Origin of the sequence: Streptomyces sp. HNM0645, assembly GCF_030056615.1 — a bacterium.
In the GTDB taxonomy this organism is placed as follows: domain Bacteria; phylum Actinomycetota; class Actinomycetes; order Streptomycetales; family Streptomycetaceae; genus Streptomyces; species Streptomyces marianii.
The window spans coordinates 15,269-35,107 of the sequence record NZ_JASHLT010000063.1; the positions used below are offsets into that span (position 1 = coordinate 15,269).

Genomic DNA, 19,839 nt, shown 5'->3' on the forward strand with positions numbered 1-19,839 from the left:
GGATGCGGCCGGGACCGTGCGAATGTCCGAAGGCGCCGCGCGGGGCGGGTCGGAGCGGCGGGCCCTACGGTCCCGGCACCGAGGACGAGCCGGGGCCCACGATCCCGGCGCACGGACAAGCCCCAGTAACCCGGGGACCACGGTCCCGGCGCGAGGGCCGGCGGGCCGGACGTACACCGGGCGTCGTACGCGGGCAGCGCCACCGCCCGCCGTGCCCGGCGCGGGCGATGGCCGCACGATGCCCGGGGCTCGGGGGACGTCCGCCCGGTCGTCCGGGCGATGCCGCCCGGGTCGTCGGCGTCGCCCGGTCTACAGCAGCGCCCTGAGCCGGTCCGCCAGGAGGTCCCAGCGCCAGCGTTCCTCGACCCAGTCGCGGCCCCGCTCGCCCATGCGGCGGCGCAGGTCGGGGTCCTGGAGCAGAGTGACGACGCGGTCCGCGGACTCCTCCGGGGAGCCGCCGCGCACGACCCAGCCCGTCTCGCCGTCGAGCACCGCGTCCGGCGCGCCGCCGGAGTCGCCGGCGACGACCGGGAGGCCCGTCGCCGACGCCTCGAGGTAGACGATGCCGAGGCCCTCGACGTCCAGCCCGCCGCGGCGTGTGCGGCACGGCATCGCGAAGACGTCGCCGGCGCCGTAGTACGCGGGCAGTTCCTCCCACGGGACCGCCCCGGTGAAGCGGACGGAGGCCGCCACGCCCGTGGTCCCGGCGAGCCTCCGCAGGTCCTTCTCGTAGGGCCCGCCGCCGACGACCAGCAGCACCGCGTCCGGCACCTTCGCGAGGATCGCGGGCATGGCCCGGATCAGGGTGTCCTGGCCCTTGCGGGGCACCAGCCGGGAGACGCAGACGACCACCGGGCGGTCGGTGAGCCCGAGCCGTTCGCGCACCGCCTCGCCGCCCGAGCCCGGATGGAAGGTCTTCTCGTCGACGCCCGGCGGCAGTTGCACCATCCGTCCGGCCGCCTCGGGCGTCAGCGCGGCGGCGATCCGCGAGCGCGTGTACTCGCCGAGGTAGGTGATCGTGTCCGTGCCCTCGCCGATCCGGCGCAGCAGTTGCCGGGATCCGGGCAGCTGGGCCCACCCCGCCTCGTGGCCGTGCGCCGTCGCGACGAGACGCCGCGCACCCGCCCGTCGCAGCGCCGGAGCCATCAGCCCGAGCGGGGCGGCGGCCCCGAACCACACCGATGTGCACCCGTGCTCCCGCAGCAGCCCCACCGCGCGCCGGGTGACGCGCGGGGTGGGCAGCAGCATCGCCGTCCGGTCGCGGACCACCGTGAACGGCTGCTCGGCGTCGAACGCGGCCGTCGCCTCCGCCCCATGGCGACCGTGCTTCCAGGTGGAGGCGTAGACGACGATATGTTCGGGGTCCAGGCGCAGCGCCATGTTGTGGAGGAACGCCTGGATGCCACCGGGGCGCGGCGGGAAGTCGTTGGTCACGACGAGGGTCTTGTCCATCGCCGCCGACAGTACCAACGGCGGCCGCGTCCCATCGCGGGCGGACCGGCGTGACCGGCATCATGGCGGTCGGGCCCGGCACGGCGGCGGGGACGGCGCACAGGGCACGGGACCGATCGAGCGGCACGGGGTGATCATGAAAGGCACAGGGCGTTCCGCCGCAGCGGGCGGCACCGCGGCGAGACCCTCCGCGTCCGGGTTCTCCGTGACCGCGGCCGTCGCGGCCTTCGCCCTCACCAGGGCGCTGCTGCTGCTCTGGGTGCTGAAGCTCCTCCCCGTCCGGGGTCCCGACGTGACCAGCGACGTCGCGGTGATCTACCGGGGCTGGTACGAGGTGCTGCGGACCGGCACGTATCCGCTGGACGACGTCACCTGGCAGTACCCGCCCGCGGCCGCCCTGGCGATCCTGTCCCCCGGCATGCTGCCGTTCCTGGACTACGTCCGCGCCTTCTTCGTGCTGGTACTGGTCTGCGACGCGGTGGTCCTGGGGCTGCTGCAGTACGCGGGGCGGCGGCCCGGCAGATCGACGAGGGGGATGTGGTTCTGGATCGCGGGGGTGCCGCTGCTGGGTCCGACGGCGTACGCCCGCTACGACCTGATGGTGACCGCGGTCGCGGTCGCCGCGCTCTTGGCCGCCGCCCGCCGACCCGGGATCGCCGGGGCGCTGGCCGGGTTCGGGGCGATGCTGAAGGTGTGGCCGGTGCTGCTGCTGACCGGGCTGCGGCAGAGACGGGCCTGGATCGCCGCGACGGTCACGGCGGCGTCCCTGCTGCTGGTCCTCACCGTGTCGATGCCCGGGGCCCTGGCGTTCCTGGGCTTCCAGCGGGACCGGGGCACCGAGGTCGAGTCGCTGGGCGCGCTGGTATTCCACGTGGCACGGCACTTCGGCTGGGAGGGGCAGGTCCTGCTGAACTACGGTTCGGTCGAGTTCCTCGGCCCGTACGTCCCCCTGGTCAGCGGCGTGGCGCTGGGTCTCACGGCAGCGGCTTTCGGCTGGCTGGCGGTGTGGCGGCTGCGGGCGTCGGAGTTCTCCGCCGCGACGCCGGCGGACGCGGCGTTCACAGCGGTGCTCCTCTTCACGACCACGAGCCGAGTGATCAGCCCCCAGTACCTGATCTGGCTGCTCGGACTGGCCGCGGTCTGTCTCGCCTTCCGGTCGAGCCGGATGGCCCTGCCGAGCCTGCTGGTGCTGGTGGCGACGGGGCTCACCTTCCTGGAGTTCCCCGTCTGGTTCGACAAGGTGGTCGCGAGCGACCCCGAGGGGATCGCGGTCCTCGCGGCCCGCAACGGCCTCCTGGTCGCGGCCGCGCTGCTGGCGTGCCGCCGCCTCTGGACGAGCACGGTCCCGGCGCGACGGCGCAGGCGGGCGCTGCCGGCTCGTTCCGACCGCGACAGCGACAGGGCCGCCGTCGGTTCCTGACGCCGCACGGGTACGGCCCCGGCCCCAGGCGCGGGTACGCTCCCCGGATTCCGGGCCCGTGCACCCCGGCGGGACCTCGTCGGCCCCGCCGCCCCGGCGCACCGCAGACCTCACTCCAGCCGCTCGCGCACGTACTCCCGCCAGTCCGCCGTGAAGCGTTCAGGGCTCGTGCCCAGCACCTCGTCGAGCGCCGACTCCACCGCCCCGTCGCGCTCCCCGGAGGCACCCACCGTCCGGTAGAACGCGCGCAGCCGCTCCTCGCCCCAGCGGTCGGCGATCAGCTCGCAGGCCAGCCAGCCGCCCTCGTAGGCGCGACCCAGCGCCCGGGCGTCACCGCCGAAGCGGAAGTCGGCGTCGGTGGGGAGAGCCGCGGGGAGCTCGCCGCGGAGGACCGCGCGGCGCAGTTCCGGTGCCGCCCGACGGGGGTCGCGGCCGGTGCCGCGGTAGGCGGCCCAGTCGGCGAAGCCCTCGGAGAGCCAGAGCGGGGTGGCGGCCGAGGTGTGCGCACGGGTGGCCACGTGCGCGGTCTCATGGGTGAGGACGACGCGTCGGCCGAGATCACCGAGCACTTCGTACGCCTCGGGGTTGACGGTCACCCGGTCCGCGGGTGCCGGGCCGCCGCCCTTGTCGGGGGCGGCCGCTCTGCCCGTGGTGACCGCCGCGATGCCCCGGTACTCCGCGGCGGGCGCGCCCAGCAGACGTCCCATGGCGTCCAGCGAGGCGGGTACCACGACCACCACCCGCCCCGCCCAGGCCCCGCCCCACGCGGCCGAGACGGCGGGGACGGCCCGGTCGGCGTCCGACGCGATCCGCCGGAGCCACGCCGGCTCCTGACCGACGCCGAGGACCAGGCTGTGGGTGCCGCGCACCACCTCGATGTCGCCCTGCTGCCACAGCTGCTGTCCGCCGCCGCGGCCGGGGCGGTCGGCGGTGATGTGCCAGCGGCCGTTCCGCTCCGCCAGTTCCAGGCGGCGCTCGGCGGTCACCGGCGAGGGGTCGTAGCCGTCGAGCCGGTAGCGCAGCTCGACGTCGGCCGTGGCCCGGACGCCGGAGCGCCGTACGCCGGTGAGCCGGTACTCCCAGGAACTCAGCGGCACCTCGGCGAGGTTCGCGAACTCCGCACGCGCCGCCGCCTTCAGCTGCCGGGCGGAGGGGTCGAGGGCCGCCAGATAGCCCGCCTCGTCGTGGCGGAGCACCGCGGCGGCGCGGGCGTCGAGCGTGCGCTGGACGTCGCGCCCGGTGGTGTCCCGCCGCGGTGCGTCGGCGCAGCCGCCCGTCACCAGGGACCCGGCCAGGAGGAGCCCGGTCAGGACGAGCGCCGCCCCGCGCCGCCATCCCGCCGTCCGCCCGAAGAACCCCTGATCGGCCACCCTGCCGATCGTAGGCGAACCGTGGAGCGGGCCGACCCGGTCCCGGGCGGTCCGGGGAGGGGCCGCGGCCCGTCGGGGAGCGGGCCGGGGGAGTCCCGTTTCCCGGCAGGACCCGTCCCGCTCAGCGCCGGTCCGGCGGGACCCGCCCCGCTCAGGGCCGGGTCACCGAGGCGATCGGCATCATCCCCACCGGGTCGTAGCGCACCGCCGCCCCGGGGTAGGGCGCGTGGACGACCTGCCCGTTGCCGACGTACATGGCCACGTGACTGGCGTCGGAGCGGTACGTGACCAGGTCACCGGGCCTCGCCTGGGACAGCGGGACCTGCCGTCCTGCGTACCGCTGCGCCTGGGAGGTGCGGGGCAGCCCGACGCCGGCCTGGGCGTAGGACCACTGGGTGAGGCCGGAGCAGTCGAAGCCGTTCGGTCCGTTGGCGCCCCAGACGTACGGTCTGCCGACGGCGCTCTGCGCGGCCGCCACCGCCGCGCCCGCACGCGCGGACGAGGGGCCCGCCCCGCCCGACAGGTCGGGGACGCCGCGGCCGGAGCGGGACGCCCGGTCGTAGGCAGCCCGCTCCGACGCCGGCAGCGAGGCCAGCAGCCGCTCGGCCGACGCGAGCTTGGCCTCGACGGTCCGCTTGTGGCGGGCCAGGGCGGTCCTGGTGCGCTCCAGTTCGGCCAGTTTCCGGGCGGCTTCGGAACGCTCCTGGCCGAGGCGCCGCTGGGCCCGCCGGAGGTCGCTCAGCACGGTCGCCTCCCGGTCGCCGAACCGGTCCAGCACCGCCGCCCGGTCGAGGTACGTGTCGGGATCGCCGGAGAGCATTAGGGCGAGCGCCGGGTCCACCCCGCCGGAGCGGTACTGGGCCCCGGCCACGGAACCGAGCGCGTCCCGCATCCGGTTGACGGCCTCCTGGCCGCGGGCCGCCCGGTCCTGGGCCCGGGCCACCTGAGCGCGCAGTTCGTCGGCGTGCTCGCCCGCCTTGTTGTACTGCTCCGTCGCCTTCTCGGCCTGCTCGTACAGCCGGTCGACCTGGGCGCGGGTGGCGGCGGGACCGCCGGACGGGTCGGCTCCGGCCGGTGCGGTACCGAGCGCGGCCGCGGCGGTCGCCGCCGCGGCTGAAAGGAGGGTGACCCGGGCACCCCGGTCGAAACCGGACGCTGAGGGTCGGCGATGGGACGCCACAGGAGCCGTACTCCCTTCCGCTGGACGCAGCCTGAGCGGCTGCTGCGCGGCAGACAGTAACGGCGAGGGAGGGGGACGGCCAAAAGCCGCATCGAGCACATACAGTGACGCCCCGCGGGAGACCACAGGTCACCGGCGGGGCGCACCGTCAGCGGCGCATACCGCAATTCGCCCGATCGGGCGCCGGTTGGTGGGGCGTCAGATCCGGACGCCGAACTGGAAGGTGCCCATGTAGTCCATGGACTCGTAGCGGACGACGGTGCCGGGCTTCGGGGCGTGCAGGATCTGGTTGTTGCCCGCGTACAGACCCACGTGCGAAAGGCTGTTGAAGAAGACCAGGTCGCCCGGCTTGAGCTGGCTGCGGCCGATCTTCACACCGTCGTTCTGCTGGGTGTAGGTGGTCCGGGTGAGGCTCACGCCGGCCTGGCGGTACGCCCACTGGGTCAGCCCCGAGCAGTCGTAGGAGTTGGGGCCCTCGGCGCCGGAGACGTACGGCTTGCCCAGCTGGGTGGCGGCGGCGTTCAGCGCGGCGGCACCGCGCTGGGAGGCCGGCACCTCGTTGCCGAGGTTCACGCGCTCACCCGCGGCACGGCTGGCGCGCTCCTCCTCCTCCTGCAGCTTCGCCCGCTCGGCGGCGGTCAGGGTGTTGAGGAGCTTCTGGGCCTCGGAGAGCTTGCCCTGGATCTTGGCCTTCTTCTCGCCGAGCGTCTTGCGGACGTCCTCGAGGTCACCGAGCTTGCGGGTGGCCTCGGCGCGCTGCTGGGCGAGGTCGCGCTGCTTTGACTGGATGTCCTCCAGCGCGGTCGCCTGCTTGGCGCCGAGCTGGTCCATCGCGGACGCCTTGTCCAGGTACGTGTCCGGGTCACCGGAGAGGAAGAGCTGGACGGACGGGTCTATGCCGCCGGAGCGGTACTGGGCGCTGGCCACCGAACCCAGCTTGTCCCGCATGGTGTTGAGCTCGTCCTGCCCACGGGCGACGCGGTCCTGGATCGCGTCGATCTCCTTCTGGAGCTTGGTCTGCTGCTCCTTGGCCAGGCTGTGGTCCTCGGTGGCCTTCTCCGCCTCGTGGTAGAGGGCGTCGACCTTGGCCTTGACCTCGTCCTTGCTCGGCTTGGCCGGAGCGGCCTGGGCGGCCTGCGAGGTGAGGGCGACGGCCGCGGCGGCGGTCGCGGTGAGCACGGTCACACGGGTGCGGCTCGGCTGCTTGGGACGACGGTGGGACGCCACGAAGGCGAGCTCCTTCTTCCTCGAGCCGCCTGCCGGGCCGTGGGGGGATCCCCGGCTTCGCGCACACTCGACTCCCCCGCGAAAAAGGGATGAACTGCGCGAAATCGGCGGTTCCTTCGCTGTCATCCCGGATGGACGATCAACCGCGCGAAGGTTCGAGGCCTGACCCTAGTGACCTTCCTGTGATCACTTCAAATCCTCATGAGAAAAATCTGGCCCACGGAGCGCATTCTTTACACGCACCCCACGGGCAGTAGCGGCGACTTGACGGTACGTTCCGCGAAATCGGGCATTAAGCCCAGGAGTTACGAGTCACACTAGACACGCGAAAGCCGCTTCAGCAGCATCGCGGACGCGACCGGCCTCGCCCCGGCCTTCGCCACCCCGTCGGCGACCTCGCGGTCCGTGGAGACCACGACCACGGGCCGGCCCGGCGGCTCGGCCCGGACCAGCTGACGGATCAGCTCGTCCGCGGTCACACCGGGCTTGGAGAACAGCACCCGCACCCCGCGCGGGGGCGCCAGCAGCACCGGCGCGGCGAGTTCGGCACCGTCGAAGACGCAGGTGATCTCGGCGCCGGTCTGCGCGGCCAGCATCGCGAGTCCGCCGAGCAGCCGCAGCCGCTGCTTCTCCAGCGGCATCGTCGGATAGCCGGTCTTCGTGACGTTGTACCCGTCAACGAGCAGATGGACCTGGGGCAGCGCCAGCAACTGGTCCAGCATCGCCGGGTCGGTCTCGGACAGTGCGCGCGCCGCGATGTCCTTGGGGCTCATCCGGCCGGGCTCCACGGCGTCGACGGTGTCGGCCGGGTGCACGGAGGCGGGTGGCAGGGCCAGTTCGCGGCGCAGCCCGGAAGCCGCGTCCAGCACGGTGTCCAGCAGCAGCCGCACCCGCATGTCCTCGATCGACCGGCCCTCGCGGGCGGCCTTGCGGCTCGCCTCGACCGCGGCCTCCGCCTCGGCGAGCCTGGCCTTGAGCCGGCGCGCCTCGCTCTCGGCCGCGGAGACCTGCGCGTGCGCCTCTGCCCTGGCGCCCTCGTGCTCCGCGTTGCCGCGGCGCACGGCCGCCTCGGCGCGCTTGACGTCGCTCTGGGCACTGCGCAGCTTGCGGTGCAGCGCGTCCGACTCCTTGCGGGCCGCGTCCAGCTCGGTGCGCAGCCGCTCGGTCTCGGCCTTGTGCTGCGCCTTCAGCCGGTCCAGCTCCTCGCGGAGCCGCTGCAGCTCGCGCCTGCTCTCATCGTCCGCGCGCTCGGCGTCGACCCGCTGGGCCTCCTCGCCGGCGGCGGCCACCAGCTTGCCCCAGCCGGCCGGCCGCAGCACATAGGCGGCCGCCGCCACGTCGACGGGGTCGGCGGCCGCGGGAGGCGTCCCGGACTCCAGCGCGGAGGCGAGCTCGGGCTGGGAGTCGCGGAGCCGTTCACCGATGCGCTGCCGGAAGACGGGGTCGCCCTCCAGAACCGCGGCCATGGCGTTGCCCGCGTACTTCGCCCGGCGGGTCGGGGTGAACCGGGCGTACTGCCTCAACTGGGCGGGGAGTTCGGTGATGCTCAGCCCGCCGAAGGCGTCCGAGACCAGTGCGACGACCCGTCGCCGCACGCCTTCCGGCAGCGGGCGGTCGAGCGCCTCGGCGGCGTCGCCGGCACCGGCCGGCCCGGCGCCGCTCTCGGGCTGCTCCACGATCCGTCACCCCACTGTCTTCCCGCGGGTCGCACCGCTCCGTCAGGAGCCGCTGCCCGGCCTGTCCACCAGTTCGATCTGGTCCACGGCGTTGCACCAGCGGCAGCGGACCGCCTCGATGGTCTCACTCACCACATCGCGCTCCTCCACCTTGGGCTCCCCCGCCAGATCCAGATGGACGTACTCGACGACCTTGGAGGACCGGGTCACGTCGAAACGGGTGAGATTGCCGCACAGGGTGCAGCGCCACCGGGTGGTCTCCGTGGGCATGGGTACCGTCGTCATCGGCCGTCCTCGTCTCCTCGTGCGTACTGCCCGTAACCCTACGACCTCACGGGTCCGCCGCGACACGGCGAGGCGGTCTGCCCGCATCGGTCCCGGTACGCCATGCTCTGGGCATGATCGATCGGTGGACGGCGGTACGGGGCGTGACGACCGGCCCGGTGGTGACCTACGGAGCGATCGGCATGTGCTGCCTCCTGTTCGTCGTCGGTCCGGTCTCCGGGCTCAACCCGTCGTACGGCACCGGGGACACCCTGCTCACCGCCCAGGCCGTCCACTTCGAACGCTGGGGCGTGATCCCGAGCGAACTGCTGCAGGGCTCCCCGAGGGCCCTGCTCACCCCGCTGACCGCACTCTTCGTACACGGCAGCTGGCTCCATCTGCTGGGCAACATGCTCTTCCTCCATGTCTTCGGCGCCATGGTCGAGGAACGCATGGGGCACGCGGAGTTCGCGCTCTTCTACCTGGGGTGCGGCTATCTGGCACTCCTCGCCTACGCGGCGGCCAACGCCGAGTCGGACCACACGCTCGTCGGGGCGTCCGGAGCCATCTCGGGCGTGCTGGGCGCCTTTCTCTGCCTCTTCCCGAGGACGCGGGTGACAAGCCTCTATCCCTTCCTGTTCTTCCTGCCGCTGCGCTTCCCCGCGTGGATGGTGCTGATCTTCTGGTTCGTGCTGCAGTGGCTGGCGGAGGCGCAGAGCTCGTCCACGGGCCCCGGGGTGGCGTATCTGGCACATCTGGTGGGGTTCGGTATCGGGTTCCTCTACGCGTGGGGCCGATTCCGACAGGCCGCTAGAGTGAAACCCCCAGCAGCGGCCACCGAGGGAGAAGGACAGCCGTGATCACCGCGATCGTGCTCATCAAGACCAGCGTGGACCGCATTCCCGAGATCGCCGAGTCGATCGCCTCCCTGGACAGCGTCAGCGAGGTCTTCTCGGTCACCGGCACCTACGACCTGATCGCCATGGTCAGGGTCGCGAAGCACGACGACCTGGCCGATGTGATCCCCGGGCGGATCAGCAAGATCCCCGGAGTCGAGGCCACCGACACCCATGTCGCGTTCCGTACGTACTCCCAGCACGACCTGGAGGCAGCGTTCGCGATCGGACTCGACGCGTAGCTCGCCGCGCGAGCCGGAGGCCGGCCGGAGGCCGACGGGCGCACTCGGGTCCCCGGCGCCGCGGGCACCGGGTCGGCCGGTGCCCGCCGGACCGCTCGGGCCCGGCGTCCCGTGCTGGACGGTGCGGAGCCGGCCGGGGGCGCGCGGAGCGGTCGGGCCGGCGGGCGCCGACGCGGGAGAGGCCCCGCTGCCGTCCCGTCCGGCCCGCACGGCTCACACGGCTCACACGGCTCACACGGCGGGAACGCAACGCCCGTCCTCGGTGCGGTAGTTCCACCTCGCACCGTCGCGCACCAGTTCCGTGACCGCCCCCACGAACCGCTCCACGTGCTCGTCCGGCGTACCGGCCCCGAAGCTGACCCGGATCGCGTTCAGCGGCCTCCCCCGGCCTTCGGCCGGGTGGACCCCCGCCTCGCTTCGCTCGCCCGGCCCGGCCTCCGGGGCACCGCACTCGCCGACCTCCTGCGGGTCACCGCCCAGCAGCGTACGGACCAGCGGGTGGGCGCAGAACAGTCCGTCGCGCACGCCGATGCCGTACTCGGCGGACAGCGCGGCCGCGAAGTGCGAGCTGTTCCAGCCCTCCACCACGAAGGAGATGACGCCGACCCGGGGGGAGTCGTCGCCGAACAGCGACAGCACCCGGACCTCGGGCACTTGGGCGAGACCCGCACGGACCTTCGCGATCAGGTGCCGCTCGCGCTCGACGAGGGCGTCGAAGCCGGCCTCCGTGAGAGCCCTGCAGGCGGAGGCGATCGCGTAGGCGCCGATGACGTTCGGCGAGCCGGCCTCGTGGCGGGCCGCGGTGGTGTGCCACTCGACGTCCACGCCGCCGTCGGTGCGGCGCGAGACCTTCCGCGAGGCGCCGCCGCCCGCGAGGTACGGCTCGGCCTCCTGCAGCCAGTCCGCACGCCCGGCGAGGACACCGGAGCCGAACGGCGCGTACAGCTTGTGCCCGGAGAAGGCGACCCAGTCGACGTCCAGGTCCCGCACGGAGACGCGGTGGTGCGGGGCGAGCTGGGCGGCGTCCAGGACGATGCGCGCGCCGTGGGCGTGCGCCGCAGCGGCCAGTTCCCGTACGGGCCACAGCTCGCCGGTCACGTTGGACGCACCGGTCACACAGACCAGGGCAGGGCCGTAGGGGTCGCGGCGGGCGAGCGCCGACTCCAGCGTCCGGACCGCCTCGCCCGGGGTGCGCGGGGCGTTCAGGTACGTCACACGGGCGCACGCCCACGGCAGCAGGGCGGCGTGGTGCTCGGTCTCGAAGACGAAGACCTCGCAGCCGACGGGGAGCGCGCCGGCCAGCAGGTTCAGCGAGTCGGTCGTCGACCGGGTGAACACGACCTGGTCGCCGTCGCGGCAGTCCAGGAACTCGTGGACCGTGGCCCGGCTGTTCTCGAACAGGTCGGTGGACAACTGCGAGAGGTACCCGGCTCCGCGGTGGACGCTGCCGTAGTACGGGGCGTACGCGGCGACGTCGTCCCACACGCGCTGCAGGGCCGGGGCGCTGGCCGCGTAGTCGAGTGCGGCGTAGGTGACTTCGCCGGCGGTCACGAGCGGCACGGCGACGTCCCGGCCGAGCACCGGCAGCGGGGCGCCGCAGCAGGGGTCGTGGTCGCCGGCGGCGGTTCGGGCGACGGCCGCGACGGCTCCGGCCGGGCCGTCCGCGGACGTGACGGCGGAGGCGGCGGAGGCGGCGGAGGCGGCGGCAGGGGTGGCGGTCTCGACGGTGTGCGGGCGCACGGACATGGCGGTATCTCCCGGCAGGTAAGGGCGAAATGGGCGTGAAGGACCCGCACGGCGGCACGACGGCCGGCAACGGCCGCTCCGTATACGGGTGCTGCCTCGACGCACGGCACAACAGGCGCGCACGGAGGGGGAAAAGGGGCCGAGGGGCCCTAACGCATTCGCTTGCTCACGAGACAGCTCCCTCGAGGACCAGGACCCCAGGGCTGCGACATTCACCGATGTCCGCGGGGTCCGCGCTTGCCGTGGACCTCGCTGCCCACGGCCTGGTCTTCACCCGGGGCACCCCGCCACGGACGGAGGGTTGCCGGACAGCGGGCCGGGGCCGTAGTCGCTGTCACTCATGACCTTGGGAAGCATCCTGCCATACGCCCCACTGTGCGCAAGGCGCGGTCCGCCATCCGGACTGCGCCCCGCGTCACGTCACGCGTTGCTCGCCGCCACCCAGCGGTCCAGCGCCCGCTTCGCCCCCCCCGAGTCGATGGACTCCGCGGCCCGGGCCATTCCGGCCCTGAGCCGGTCCACGAGATCACCCTCGTCCCCGCCGAGCGCGACCAGCGCCGCGGCCGAGTTCAGCAGGACCGCGTCCCGCACGGGCCCGGTCTCCCCGGCGAGCAGCCGACGGGCGACATCCGCGTTGTACGAGGCGTCCGCGCCGCGCAGCGCCTCCACCGGGACCAGCTCGATGCCCACGTCCCGGGGGTCGAAGGCCTCCTCGTGCACGGCACCGTCCCGGACCGCCCACACCCGCGAGGTCGCGGTCGTCGTGAGCTCGTCCAGGCCGTCGTCGCCGCGGAAGACCAGCGCGCTGGAGCCCCGCGCGGCCAGCACACCGGCCATGATCGGGGCCATCCGGGCGTCCGCGACGCCGGTGGCCTGGGCCCTCACCCGAGCGGGGTTGGTCAGCGGACCCAGGAAGTTGAAAGTCGTACGGATTCCGAGCTCCCTGCGGGCCGCGGCGACGTGCCGCAGCGCCGGGTGGAACTTCACCGCGAAGCAGAAGGTGATCCCCGCCTCCTCGGCGACCGCGGCGACCCGCTCCGGCGTCAGCTCCAGATTGACGCCGAGCTTCTCCAGGACGTCCGAGGCTCCGCTCGCGCTCGACGCGGCCCGGTTGCCGTGCTTGACCACCTTCGCACCGGTGCCGGCCACGACGATCGCGGACATGGTGGAGATGTTGACGGTCTTGGCGCCGTCGCCGCCCGTGCCCACGATGTCGACCGTGTCACCGGGCACCTCTATCGTCCGGGCGTGCTCGTACATCGTCCGCACGAGCCCGGAGATCTCCTCGACGGTCTCGCCCTTGGCCCGCAGAGCCACGGCGAAGCCCGCGATCTGCGCGTCGGTCGCCTCGCCCCGCAGGATGCGGTCCATGGCCCAGGCGGTCGCCTCCGCGCTCTGGTCACGGCCGTACAGCAGGGAGTCCAGCACCTCGGGCCAGGAAAGGCCCGCCGCGGTGGATCCACCTGCGGGGGTCACAGCGCTCATGGTCGCTCCTGGGTCCGTCCGGATGGGAATGCCCCCACCCTATCGAGCCCCGGGACGGCGGAGAGCCCCGTCCATCGGATGGACGGGGCTCTCCGCCTGGCGGTCGCCGGGTGGTCACCCGGCCGTGGCGATCGCTGCGATCAGCGAAGGGGATCAGTGGTGGCCGTGGCCGCTGGTGATCTCCTTGTACTCCTCGACGGTCGGCTTCGCGACCTGGTTGTCCTTGCCGTAGTACGCCTTGCTGAGCCGCGCCCGGAGCTTCTCGGTGCGCGAGACCTTCCGCTCCACGCCGTTCTCGTCGACCGTCGGGCCGATCTCGACCGGCGTGTACTGCTGGTGGGCGGTGAGCGTGTGCAGGGCCTCCTGCGTCAGCGGCTCGTGGACCTCGACGAACTCACCGTGCGGCAGGCGCTTGATGATGCCGGACTCGCGTCCGTGCAGCACCTTGTCCTTGTCGCGCCGCTGCAGACCCATGCAGATCCGCTTGGTGATGACGAAGGCCAGGACCGGTCCGGCGAAGAAGAAGATCCGGACGAACCAGGTGATCGAGTTGATCGACAGATGGAAGTGGGTCGCCCAGAGGTCGTTTCCACCACCGATCAGCAGCACGAAGTACCAGGTCAGCCAGGCCACACCGAAGGCGGTACGGGTCGGGGCGTTGCGCGGGCGGTCCAGGATGTGGTGCTCGCGCTTGTCCCCGGTGACCCAGGACTCGATGAACGGGTAGACCGCGATGGACGCCAGCACCAGCGGGAAGATCACCAGCGGGATGAAGACGCCCAGGACCAGGGTGTGGCCCCAGAGGTTGATCTCCCAGCCGGGCATCACGCGGATCAGACCCTCGGAGAAGCCCATGTACCAGTCGGGCTGGGCGCCCGTGGACACCAGGTCCGGCCGGTACGGGCCGAGCGCCCAGATCGGGTTGATCGTGGCGATCGCCGAGATGACCGCGATGACGCCGAAGACCAGGAAGAAGAAGCCGCCGGCCTTGGCCATGTAGATCGGCAGCAGCGGCATGCCGACCACGTTGTTGTTGGTCCGGCCGGGACCCGCGAACTGCGTGTGCTTGTGGTAGAAGACCAGGATCAGGTGCGCCACCAGCAGGCCGAGCATGATGCCCGGCAGCAGCAGGATGTGGATCGAGTAGAACCGGGCCACGATGTCGCCGCCGGGGAACTCCCCGCCGAACAGGAACATCGACAGGTACGTACCGACGATCGGCACGGACAGGATCGCGCCCTGCATGAAGCGGACACCGGTGCCGGAGAGCAGGTCGTCCGGGAGCGAGTAACCGGTGAACCCGGTGAACATGCCCAGGACGAAGAGCAGGAAGCCGAACAGCCAGTTGATCTCGCGCGGCTTGCGGAACGCGCCCGTGAAGAAGACGCGCATCATGTGGACCATCATGGCCGCGAGGAAGATCAGTGCCGCCCAGTGGTGGATCTGCCGGATCAGCAGACCGCCGCGGACGTCGAAGCTGATGTCCAGGGTCGAGGCGTACGCCTCCGACATCAGCACGCCCTGCATCGGGACGTAACTGCCGTGGTACTCCACCTCGTTCATCGACGGGTGGAAGAACAGCGTCAGGTACACACCCGTGAGGATGATGATGATGAAGCTGTAGAGCGCGACCTCACCCAGCATGAAGGACCAGTGGTCCGGGAAGATCTTGCGCATGTTGGCCTTGGCGAGGGAGTAGATCCCCAGCCGGCCGTCGGCCCAGTCGGCGACGCGCTCGCCGGCCGGAGCCTTCCTCTTGTCAGTTGCAGTGCTCATCCGCGCTCCCAGAAAGCAGGACCGACGGGCTCGTCGAAGTCGCCGAGCGCTTGGAGGAAGCCTTCGTCATTCACACCGATCCGCAGCTGCGGAAGGGCGTGACCGGCCGGGCCGAAGATGACGCGGGCGCCGTCGGAGAGGTCGAAAGTGGACTGGTGGCACGGGCAGAGCACGTGGTGCGTCTGCTGCTCGTACAGGGAGATCGGGCAGCCGACGTGGGTGCAGATCTTCGAGAACGCGACGATGCCCTCGTGGGACCACTCGAGCTCGCGCTTGTCCTTGATGTCCTCCGGCTGGATCCGGACGATCATCAGGGCGGCCTTGGCGATCTCGGTCTGGAAGCTGTGGTCGTGCTCGGTCAGACCCTCGGGCATGGCGAAGGTCAGCGAACCCACGGCCACGTCCTCGGGACGCAGCGGCTCGTGCGTGTTCATGTTGATGAGCTGCTTGCCCTTGGCCCACAGCGTGTGGCGGAGCTTGTCCTCCGGCAGCGGACCGAGGTCGCGCAGCAGCACCACACCGGACAGCGGCACCATGGCCAGCGCGCCGAAGAGGGTGTTGCGGATCAGTTTGCGCCGGCCGAAGCCGGACTCCTCCGCACCCGCGGCGAAGTCGGCCAGGACCTTGGCCTTGACCTCCGGCGCGGCCTCGATCGGGTGACGCTCGTCCACCAGCTCCTGGTCGGACATCAGGGTGCGGGCCCAGTGGACCGCGCCCGCGCCGATGCAGAACAGGGCGACACCGAGCGTCACGCCCAGCGAGAAGTTCAGCGCGCTGACGTGACCGAACGGCCAGATGTAGACGATCTTGTCAACCGGGAAGATCACGTACGAGGCGATGAACGCGATCGTCGCGAGCATCGACACGGTGAACAGCAGGGCGACCGTACGCTCGGACCGCTTGGCGGCCCGCTCGTCGATGTCCTGGATCCGCGGCCGGTGGGCCGGGAGGCCCGGGTCGGCGAAGGGGTCCTTCGTCGCCACGGCGCCGTGCGCGTGCTCCTGCTCGGAGGGCAGGGTCTCTTCGGGAATGTCTTGGCTACTCATGACTTCTTGGCCTTAGCGGTGTGGGCCGCGACCCAGATGGCGGTGGCGATCAGCGCACCCAGACCGAACACCCATGCGAACAATCCCTCGCTGACGGGTCCGAGCCCACCGAGGCTCAGTCCGCCCGGGGTCTCCGACTCGCCGCTGTTCACCGTCTGGATGTACGCGATGATGTCGCGCTTCTCCTGCTCCGGCATCGTCGTGTCGGGGAAGGACGGCATGTTCTGCGGGCCGGTCTGCATGGCCTCGTAGATGTGCTTCGGGCTCACGCCCTCCAGGTTCGGGGCGTACTTGCCGTGCGTCAGCGCACCGCCCTCACCCGTGAAGTTGTGGCACTGGGCGCAGTTGGTGCGGAACAGGTCACCGCCTCGGGCGATGTTCGCACCCTCGGGGTTGTACTGCTTCTCGGTCGGCGTGACCGGGCCCGGGCCCAGGGAGGCGATGTACGCCGCGAGCTGGTCGATCTCGGCCTGCGAGTAGATGTTCGGCTTCTTCGGCACCTGGGCGCCCGGCTGCTGGGCGGGCATACGGCCGGTGCCGACCTGGAAGTCCACGGCGGCAGAACCCACGCCGATCAGGGACGGCCCGTCTGAGGTGCCCTGACCGCCGGTTCCGTGGCAGCTGGCGCAGCCGACGGTGTAGAGCTTCTTGCCCTCCTCGATGGCGAGTGACTGGGCGGTTTCATCGGCCTGCGCCCTGTCCGCGGGCGCGAACGCGGCGTACAGCCCCCCAGTGGCCGCCAGCGCGAGGAGTAGGACGACGACCGCCGCCAGCGGATGGCGTCGTCGTGCGGAGAGCTTTTTCACGGATTACCCCGGTGTCAGGATCTTCTGCGTCGATGCTTCTGGAATGTGTGCGGGTACGGAGCCCGGCTACTTGATCATGTAGATCGTGGCGAAGAGGCCGATCCAGACGACATCGACGAAGTGCCAGTAGTAGGACACGACGATGGCGGCGGTTGCCTGCTCGTGGGTGAACCTCCGGGCCGCGTACGTCCTGCCGAGAACGAGCAGGAAGGCGATGAGACCGCCCGTCACGTGCAGACCGTGGAAGCCGGTGGTCAGGTAGAAGACCGAGCCGTACGGGTCCGACGAGAGCGAGAGGCCCTCGTGCTTGACCAGCTCGGTGTACTCGAACACCTGGCCGCCGATGAAGATCGCACCCATCACGAACGTGATCACGAACCAGGTGCGGAGCTTCTTCACGTCACCGCGCTCGGCGGCGAAGACGCCGAGCTGGCAGGTGAGGGAGGAGAGCACCAGGATCGTGGTGTTGGTCGCCGAGAAGGGGAAGTTCAGGGTCGAGGCCCGTTCTGCCCAGTACTCGGCCCCCGTCACCGATCGCAGGGTGAAGTACATCGCGAAGAGGGCCGCGAAGAACATCAGCTCGGAACTCAGCCAGATGATGGTTCCGACGCTGGTGAGGTTCGGCCGATTGACCGACGGGTGCGCGTGCCCGGTTTCTACTGTCGTTGCTGTCGCCACGACCGACATTATGTCGGTCGCTTATCCAGCCCTCACTCCGGGGGGTGCCGTTCGGTGTGTCAGTGAGTCGTGTCCAGCCCGAACGGCCCATCAAAAGCAGTCATTGAGCCGGTACGGGCGGTGCTGATCGGGCCCTGTGAGGAGTAGCATCCGGCGCATCGGTGCAGCCCAGTTCTCCCCGACGAACCCGGAGGAACAATGCAGTCGACCGCCACGGTGCTGGTGTACAGCGACAACGCCGGCACCCGCGAACAGGTGCGGCTCGCCACGGGCCGCCGCCCGGCCGCCGACGTTCCCGCGGTCGAGTTCATCGAGTGCGCGACCCTGCCCGCGGTCCTCAAGGAGCTGGACAAGGGCGGGATCGACGTGTGCGTGCTCGACGGCGAGGCGGTGCCCGCAGGCGGCATGGGCGTCTGCCGCCAGATCAAGGACGAGGTCTTCCGCTGCCCGCCGGTCCTGGTGCTCATGGGGCGCCCGCAGGACGCCTGGCTGGCCACCTGGAGCCGTGCGGACGCGGCGGTGACGCTCCCGGTCGAACCGGTGGAGTTCGCCGAGGCCCTGGCGGGGCTGCTGCGCGGGCGACGGGCCGCGGCCTGACGCCCGCGGGGCCCGCCTCCGGTACGCCTCAGACCCTGGGGCGCAGCCGTGCCCCGTCGGCCGCGCTGCCGCCGTCCCGGGTGCCCTCCAGCAGCGCGCTGCCGGAGCGCCACTCGTCCCATTCGAGGTTCCAGTCGCCGAAGCCGTTCCCGAACGGGTCCATCCGGGCACCCAGGCTGTTGACGACCTTGACGATGTCGCCCTCGCGGACGGTCTTGAAGAACCAGGCCGCGTTGCCGGTGGACATGCCGGTGCAGCCGTGGCTGACGTTCGCGTACCCCTGGGAGCCGACGGACCAGGGCGCGGCGTGGACGTACTCGCCGCTCCAGGTGACCCTCGTCGCGTAGTAGACGGGCAGGTCGTACGACTCCGCGCTGCCGACCGGGATGCCGATGCTGGTACCGCGCATGCGGACGAAGTACTCCTTGCCGAGCACGACCTTGACGCCGTTGCGCGTCGAGAAGCCCGGCTTGCCGGTGGTCACCGGCATGGTTTTGATCACTTCCCCGTTGCGCTTGACCGTCATCTGGTGGGTGGAGGCGTCGGTGATGGCCTCCACGCGGTCGCCGATGGTCAGCTCGAGCGGCTTCGTGGGGCCGCCGTACAGCCGGTCGCCGACCTTCACGCCGTCCAGGGTGCTGTGCACCTCGACGGAGGCCCCGGCGGGCCAGTACTCCTTCGGACGGTAGTGCAGCTTCTTGTCGTCCACCCAGTGCCACGCGCCCTCCACCTCGGGCGTCGAGGTGACCTTGAGGGACCGTTCGACCGCGGCCCGGTCCGCCTTGGTGGCCACGGGGCGGCTGAGCTCGGCGGTGATGGGCTGGCCGACCCCGTAGGTGCCCGTCTTCGGGCCCAGTTCGACGCCCAGGAGGCGCTTCGGGGAGGCGGTCTCGAACGTGAGGGTACGGACACCGGGGGCGCCGCCGCCGTTCTCCGTGGAGACCCGGACGGTGTAGCGCGTTCCGGCCGCGAGAGGGCCCGTGGAGCGCCATCGCGCACCGTTCGCGGAGAGTTCGCCCGCCAGATAGCGGCCGGCGGTGTCGACTGCGGTGACGTCCGTGATCCGGCCGTCCTTGCCCTTGGCGGTGACCACCAGGGGCTTGTCCGGGTCTGCCTTGGTGCCCGAGGGAGGCGCGTTGAAGGCGACCTGACGCGCCGCGTCGTACGGCCTCGCCGACAACGGGTGGCTGTCCTGGCCGCCGCACGCGGTCGTCCCCGCCCCGAGGGCCAGGGCGAGCACGGTGCAGCTCGCTACGGTGCGCTTGCGCGGCGTGACGTTCATGAGCACACGCTATGGAGAACCCGCCGCGGCGGCGCGCCGGATGACTGCAAACGAGGGGCCCGGACACCACCCTTACGGGTCAGTGTCCGGGCCCCTGCGTGGTCCGGAGCGGTGTGTCCGCTACTGGTTCTGGTTCTCGCCGCGGTAGTACTCGAACACCCAGCCGAAGACGCCGACGAGGATCAGCGGGGCGGAGAAGTACATGATCCACCACCCCATCGCGACGGCCAGGAAGGCCAGCGCGCCGCCGAAGGCGAGCGAGAGCGGCTGCCAGCTGTGCGGCGAGAAGAAGCCGACCTCACCGGCCTCGTCCGCGACGTCGGCCTCCTTGTCGTCCTGCGCCATGGCGTCCACGCGCCGGGCCGTGAAGGCCAGGTAGTAGCCGATCATGATGCTCAGGCCGAAGGCCAGGAAGAGCGCCGTCGTACCAGCCGGCTCCTTCGACCACACGCCGTAGAGGATGGCCATGGCGAGGATGAAGACGCTCAGCCAGATGAACATCCTGCCTTGGATCTTCACTTGCCGGCCTCCTTGTCAGCGGTGATGGCACCGTGACCGGCGTGGTCGAGCTGGTCGAGAGCCGCGATCTCCGGGTGGTGCAGGTCGAACGCCGGGGATTCGGAGCGGATCCGCGGCAGGGTGAGGAAGTTGTGCCGCGGCGGCGGGCAGGACGTCGCCCATTCGAGCGAACGGCCG

The 19,839-nt window shown here is 71.6% G+C and carries 18 protein-coding genes, 1 pseudogene and 1 riboswitch; of the genes and pseudogenes, 4 read left to right on the forward strand and 15 right to left on the reverse strand.

Features of this window, described 5'->3' with window-relative positions:
* Positions 1–309: 309 nt before the first annotated feature.
* Positions 310–1,452 carry a glycosyltransferase family 4 protein gene (locus tag QMZ92_RS32035; protein ID WP_283301083.1) on the reverse strand — a complete coding sequence of 381 codons (1,143 nt, stop codon included), beginning with the start codon at positions 1,450–1,452 and terminating at the stop codon, positions 310–312.
* Between the two features lie 136 nt (positions 1,453–1,588).
* On the opposite strand from QMZ92_RS32035, the gene QMZ92_RS32040 reads away from it, so the two are divergent.
* Positions 1,589–2,872, forward strand: coding sequence for a glycosyltransferase 87 family protein (locus QMZ92_RS32040; RefSeq protein ID WP_283301084.1), 1,284 nt, complete (start codon positions 1,589–1,591; stop codon positions 2,870–2,872).
* 110 nt (positions 2,873–2,982) lie between these two features.
* On the opposite strand, the gene QMZ92_RS32045 is transcribed toward QMZ92_RS32040, so the two are convergent.
* From QMZ92_RS32045 to QMZ92_RS32065, 5 genes are all read right to left on the reverse strand, one after another.
* Entirely contained in the window at positions 2,983–4,242 is a 1,260-nt protein-coding gene (locus tag QMZ92_RS32045; protein ID WP_502962183.1) for a hypothetical protein, read from the reverse strand.
* 151 nt (positions 4,243–4,393) lie between these two features.
* Positions 4,394–5,422: a C40 family peptidase gene (locus QMZ92_RS32050; RefSeq protein ID WP_283301085.1), complete on the reverse strand. Its 1,029-nt coding sequence runs from the start codon at positions 5,420–5,422 to the stop codon at positions 4,394–4,396.
* A 198-nt stretch (positions 5,423–5,620) separates the two neighbouring features.
* Positions 5,621–6,649, reverse strand: a complete 1,029-nt coding sequence (locus tag QMZ92_RS32055) for a C40 family peptidase (protein ID WP_283301086.1) — start codon at positions 6,647–6,649, stop codon at positions 5,621–5,623.
* Positions 6,650–6,966: 317 nt separating this feature from the next.
* Positions 6,967–8,325 (reverse strand): NYN domain-containing protein, encoded by a 1,359-nt coding sequence (locus QMZ92_RS32060; protein WP_283301087.1) that lies wholly within the window; start codon positions 8,323–8,325, stop codon positions 6,967–6,969.
* Between the two features lie 42 nt (positions 8,326–8,367).
* On the reverse strand, positions 8,368–8,610 hold the full coding sequence (locus QMZ92_RS32065; RefSeq protein WP_283301089.1) for a hypothetical protein: 243 nt from the start codon (positions 8,608–8,610) through the stop codon (positions 8,368–8,370).
* Positions 8,611–8,723: 113 nt separating this feature from the next.
* Here QMZ92_RS32065 and QMZ92_RS32070 point away from each other — a divergent pair, with 113 nt between their 5' ends.
* A complete protein-coding gene (locus QMZ92_RS32070; protein WP_283301090.1) occupies positions 8,724–9,449 on the forward strand; it encodes a rhomboid family intramembrane serine protease in 726 nt (241 codons plus the stop codon).
* The gene (locus QMZ92_RS32075) at positions 9,446–9,727 is read left to right on the forward strand and encodes an Lrp/AsnC family transcriptional regulator (RefSeq protein WP_017949877.1); all 282 of its coding nucleotides are present in this window, start codon (positions 9,446–9,448) and stop codon (positions 9,725–9,727) included. The genes QMZ92_RS32070 and QMZ92_RS32075 overlap by 4 nt, the downstream gene beginning before the upstream one ends.
* 231 nt (positions 9,728–9,958) lie before the next feature.
* Here QMZ92_RS32075 and QMZ92_RS32080 read toward each other — a convergent pair whose 3' ends face one another.
* The 6 genes from QMZ92_RS32080 to ctaE all read right to left on the reverse strand — a co-directional run bounded on the left by QMZ92_RS32080 (position 9,959) and on the right by ctaE (position 17,273).
* A complete protein-coding gene (locus QMZ92_RS32080) occupies positions 9,959–11,473 on the reverse strand; it encodes an aminotransferase class V-fold PLP-dependent enzyme (protein ID WP_283301091.1) in 1,515 nt (504 codons plus the stop codon).
* A 228-nt stretch (positions 11,474–11,701) separates the two neighbouring features.
* A riboswitch (SAM riboswitch) is annotated at positions 11,702–11,819 on the reverse strand.
* Positions 11,820–11,893: 74 nt separating this feature from the next.
* On the reverse strand, positions 11,894–12,958 hold the full coding sequence (gene trpD / locus QMZ92_RS32085) for an anthranilate phosphoribosyltransferase (protein ID WP_283301092.1): 1,065 nt from the start codon (positions 12,956–12,958) through the stop codon (positions 11,894–11,896).
* A gap of 153 nt (positions 12,959–13,111) precedes the next feature.
* Positions 13,112–14,734 (reverse strand): cytochrome bc1 complex cytochrome b subunit, encoded by a 1,623-nt coding sequence (gene qcrB / locus QMZ92_RS32090; protein WP_283301093.1) that lies wholly within the window; start codon positions 14,732–14,734, stop codon positions 13,112–13,114.
* Positions 14,731–15,780 carry a cytochrome bc1 complex Rieske iron-sulfur subunit gene (gene qcrA / locus QMZ92_RS32095; protein WP_283301094.1) on the reverse strand — a complete coding sequence of 350 codons (1,050 nt, stop codon included), beginning with the start codon at positions 15,778–15,780 and terminating at the stop codon, positions 14,731–14,733. Before qcrA ends, qcrB begins: the two co-directional genes overlap by 4 nt.
* Complete coding sequence (qcrC, locus tag QMZ92_RS32100) at positions 15,777–16,586, reverse strand: cytochrome bc1 complex diheme cytochrome c subunit (RefSeq protein ID WP_283301095.1); 810 nt, start codon at positions 16,584–16,586, stop codon at positions 15,777–15,779. The genes qcrA and qcrC overlap by 4 nt, the downstream gene beginning before the upstream one ends.
* A gap of 66 nt (positions 16,587–16,652) precedes the next feature.
* The gene (gene ctaE, locus QMZ92_RS32105; protein ID WP_093653333.1) at positions 16,653–17,273 is read right to left on the reverse strand and encodes an aa3-type cytochrome oxidase subunit III; all 621 of its coding nucleotides are present in this window, start codon (positions 17,271–17,273) and stop codon (positions 16,653–16,655) included.
* A gap of 189 nt (positions 17,274–17,462) precedes the next feature.
* Here ctaE and QMZ92_RS32110 point away from each other — a divergent pair, with 189 nt between their 5' ends.
* Positions 17,463–17,861: a hypothetical protein gene (locus QMZ92_RS32110; RefSeq protein ID WP_283301096.1), complete on the forward strand. Its 399-nt coding sequence runs from the start codon at positions 17,463–17,465 to the stop codon at positions 17,859–17,861.
* Between the two features lie 28 nt (positions 17,862–17,889).
* Here the strand turns inward: QMZ92_RS32110 and QMZ92_RS32115 are convergent, their stop codons facing one another.
* The 3 genes and pseudogenes from QMZ92_RS32115 to QMZ92_RS32125 form a co-directional block, all read right to left on the reverse strand.
* Positions 17,890–19,143 carry a L,D-transpeptidase gene (locus QMZ92_RS32115; protein ID WP_283301097.1) on the reverse strand — a complete coding sequence of 418 codons (1,254 nt, stop codon included), beginning with the start codon at positions 19,141–19,143 and terminating at the stop codon, positions 17,890–17,892.
* Between the two features lie 120 nt (positions 19,144–19,263).
* A complete protein-coding gene (locus QMZ92_RS32120; RefSeq protein ID WP_138055782.1) occupies positions 19,264–19,662 on the reverse strand; it encodes a cytochrome c oxidase subunit 4 in 399 nt (132 codons plus the stop codon).
* Positions 19,659–19,839 (reverse strand): annotated as a pseudogene (locus QMZ92_RS32125) (aa3-type cytochrome oxidase subunit I); the annotation flags it as partial. The gene QMZ92_RS32120 and the pseudogene QMZ92_RS32125, both read right to left, overlap by 4 nt.